The sequence below is a fragment of the Vibrio sp. V43_P6S15P86 genome, assembly GCF_009904725.1.
Classification (GTDB): Bacteria; Pseudomonadota; Gammaproteobacteria; order Enterobacterales; family Vibrionaceae; genus Vibrio; species Vibrio diabolicus.
Genome location: NZ_WXWT01000336.1, coordinates 1 through 3,553, shown reverse-complemented (window position 1 = coordinate 3,553; position 3,553 = coordinate 1). Strand labels below are relative to the sequence as shown.

The following is a 3,553-nucleotide window of genomic DNA, read 5'->3' as shown; positions in this document are numbered from 1 at the left end:
GATGTAGGACTCGGTTGGTTTACTTTGAAAGACATCAAAGTCGGTGAATTAAAAGACGAGGTAGTCACGGGGGTAACGTGTCATATAGCTTCTATCGAAGCAGATTTTAGCTTAGCGGATCCAAGTGACAGCTCAATATCCTGTCGTCAGACTGGCGAAATCACGTCGGAGATGATTGCAAAAATAGATAAAAGTAAGTCTGGCGAAATTGTATTTAAGAAGTCAAAAAGTATTTTCTTCAAAACAATGAAGGTTCGTCGTATTTATGACGCAGACAATCAAACCTTACTCTACCTGTCTTACACAACAAAAGAGACAGACGGTAGCTTTAAGCACAGCCTATCGACGGTTCCACTTTGGGGCACCAAGGCTTACGTTGAGCCAACTGAAGTGAAAAAGTAACGCAGCTAATTTTGGGTAGCTCCAAGCTCGTTGTTAAAGAGAATAACCGATCAACAATCTGAAAAGCGACCAATTGTAGTACTATAAGCATCAGTAATTTAGGCTATCTTGGTCGCAATTTCTCCAGCTCGCTGATTTTTTCAGCGGGCAAACTTCTTTGTAATAAAACGCCACGATTTTCATTTTTTTGTGATACAATCCCGCCTCTTTTTTTTTCTCACTCAAGAACAAGCATGAAGTTTCCTGGTCAGCGTAAATCTAAACACTACTTCCCAACTCACGCTCGAGATCCATTAGTAAACCAAATCCGACAAGCGCCTAAGCTATATCGCCCAACTATTGTTGGTGTCGGTCAAACCATCGTAGATATCGAAGCGCGTGTAGGTGATGCGTTTTTAGAAAAATACAACCTAAGTAAAGGACATTCACTCGTTCTTGAAGAAAGCAAAGCAGATGCACTTTACGAAGAACTGGTTGAGCAAGGCCTGATCACACACCAATACCCAGGTGACACGATTGGCAACACGCTCCACAATTACTCAGTATTGGCGGATAGCAAATCCGTTTTGCTCGGTGTGATGTCCAAGAACATTCAAGTTGGTTCTTTTGCTTACCGCTACCTTTGCCGCACGTCTTCACGCATGAACCTCAACCACCTACAAACGGTAGATGGTCCTATTGGTCGTTGCTATACCCTGATTTCTCAAGATGGCGAACGCACATTTGCTATCAATGAAGGTCACATGAACCAACTACTTCCGGAAAGCATTCCTGAAGAGATCTTTGAGAAAGCATCAGCTCTGGTTGTTTCTTCTTACCTAATGCGCGGTAAAGAAGAGGATCCAATGCCGAGAGCGGTACAAAAAGCGATCGACTTTGCCAAGAAGCACGATGTCCCTGTTGTACTAACTTTAGGCACAAAATACGTTATCGAAGGTAACGCGCAGTGGTGGCAAGAGTACATTCGCGAGAACATATCTGTTGTTGCAATGAATGAAGAAGAAGGCGCGGCATTAACAGGCGAGACAGAACCGCTAGCGGCTGCTGATAAAGCACTTGAGTGGGTTGATCTTGTTCTATGTACTGCTGGCCCAAATGGCCTATACATGGCAGGTTACACCGACGAAAAAGTAAAACGAGAAACCACACACGACATTCTTGAAGGTTCAATTGAAGCCTTTAACCAATACGAATTTAGTCGTGCGATGCGTCAAGGAGATTGTGAGAAGCCAATGAAGGTATACTCTTACATTGGTCCTTACCTGGGGGGTCCACTAGAGATTAAGAACACCAACGGCGCAGGTGATGCGGCGCTTTCTGCTTTACTGCATGATATGGCTGCAAACTCTTTCCATCAAAAAGAAGTGCCTAACTCAGAAAAGCACGAAGTACGCTGTTTGACTTACTCATCACTTTCTCAGATCTGTAAATATGCAAACCGAGTAAGCTATGAAGTGTTGACACAACACTCTCCTCGCCTATCGCGAGCACTTCCTGAACGAGAAGATAGCTTAGAAGAAACTTACTGGGATCGTTAAGATCACAGCTTTAAAGCTAAAAATACATCAAGGTCACCATTTGGTGGCCTTTTTGTTTTGATCTGGCGCAGTAAATAGTAGATTTTGTTAGTATGTAGCACAGTATAGAGCAGTAAACTCTTTACATACCGAATCGAAACCGTACTATCACCGAGCAAACGTTTGCCCAACAATAATACTTGCTCCAACTCAGATTGTTTTTCAACACTACCTGCGAGTCACTTTAGGGATTATCCATGCAGTCAGATATTGAAATTTGCCGAAACACACCACTTTCTTCTATTGATGTTATTGCGGAAAAAGTAGGGTTACTACCCGAAGAATATGACACTCACGGGAAGCACAAAGCCAAAGTCCATCCAAAATGTTTGGAGCGGCTAAAAGAGAATGATAACGGTAAGCTTGTGCTTGTTACTGCGATCACTCCTACCCCACTTGGCGAAGGAAAAACCGTTACAACTGTCGGACTGGCGCAAGGTTTAGCTAAGCTTAGACAATCCGTTATCGCATGTATTAGACAACCTTCTATGGGGCCTGTATTCGGTATTAAAGGCGGTGCTGCTGGCGGTGGTTATTCCCAAGTTGCTCCAATGGAAGAACTGAACTTACACCTTACTGGTGACATCCATGCGGTGACGGCGGCGCATAATCTAGCTTCAGCCGCGCTTGATGCTCGCTTGTATCATGAACAACGCGAAGGCTATGATGCCTTTGAAGCACGTACTGGATTAAAGGCACTTAAAATCGATACGGCAAGCATTACTTGGAAACGAGTAATGGACCATAATGATCGTGCACTACGTAAAGTCAAAATTGGGTTAAATGAGCCAGGAAAAGTCATCAATGGATACGAACGCGACGAAGGGTTCGATATTTCTGCCGCGTCTGAGTTAATGGCTATCATTGCACTGGCTAAAGATTTGAAAGATTTACGTCAGCGTATTGGGAAAATTGTCGTAGCGTACGATTTGAACGGAAACCCGGTAACCACTGAGGATCTGCAAGTTGCAGGAGCAATGGCAGTGACATTAAAAGAGGCCATTGCACCGACACTGATGCAAACTCTGGAAGGTGTTCCTACGTTGATTCACGCAGGCCCGTTCGCAAACATCGCCCATGGAAATTCATCCATTATTGCCGACGATATCGCGTTAAAACTATCAAGTTACACTGTAACAGAGGCGGGGTTTGGTTCGGACATGGGATTTGAGAAAGCGTGTAACATTAAAGCTGCCGCCGCCAGCAAGGCGCCAGATTGTGTAGTGATAGTAGCGACATTACGCGGCCTCAAAGCAAATTCTGGACACTACGATTTACGACCAGGTATGGCTATTCCAGATTCCATTTTTAATCCAGACCAAGCAGCATTGGAAGCGGGATTTGAAAACTTAAAATGGCACATTAATAACGTCCATAAATATGGCATTCCAGCTGTTGTCGCTATTAACCAGTTTCCGCAAGATTGTGAGAAAGAGCTTAAAATACTTAAAGAGCTGGTTCAGCAATTTAATCCGGAAGTTAAAGTCGCTATCAGCACCGCTTTTGCGCAAGGCGGGCAAGGCACAACTCAGTTAGCTCAACATGTTATTGACGCTTGTGCCCAGCCTACAGAG

3 protein-coding genes are annotated in these 3,553 nt (G+C 44.1%); all 3 read left to right on the top strand.

The features are described from left to right. Window positions 1-402: CreA family protein (locus CAG69_RS15125; RefSeq protein ID WP_161444921.1), on the top strand; the 402-nt coding region annotated here is incomplete at its 5' end. 233 nt (window positions 403-635) lie between these two features. Next, entirely contained in the window at window positions 636-1,940 is a 1,305-nt protein-coding gene (locus tag CAG69_RS15120; protein WP_161444919.1) for an inosine/guanosine kinase, read from the top strand. 236 nt (window positions 1,941-2,176) lie between these two features. Next, on the top strand, window positions 2,177-3,553 hold a 1,377-nt coding region (locus CAG69_RS15115), incomplete at its 3' end, for a formate--tetrahydrofolate ligase (protein WP_161444917.1).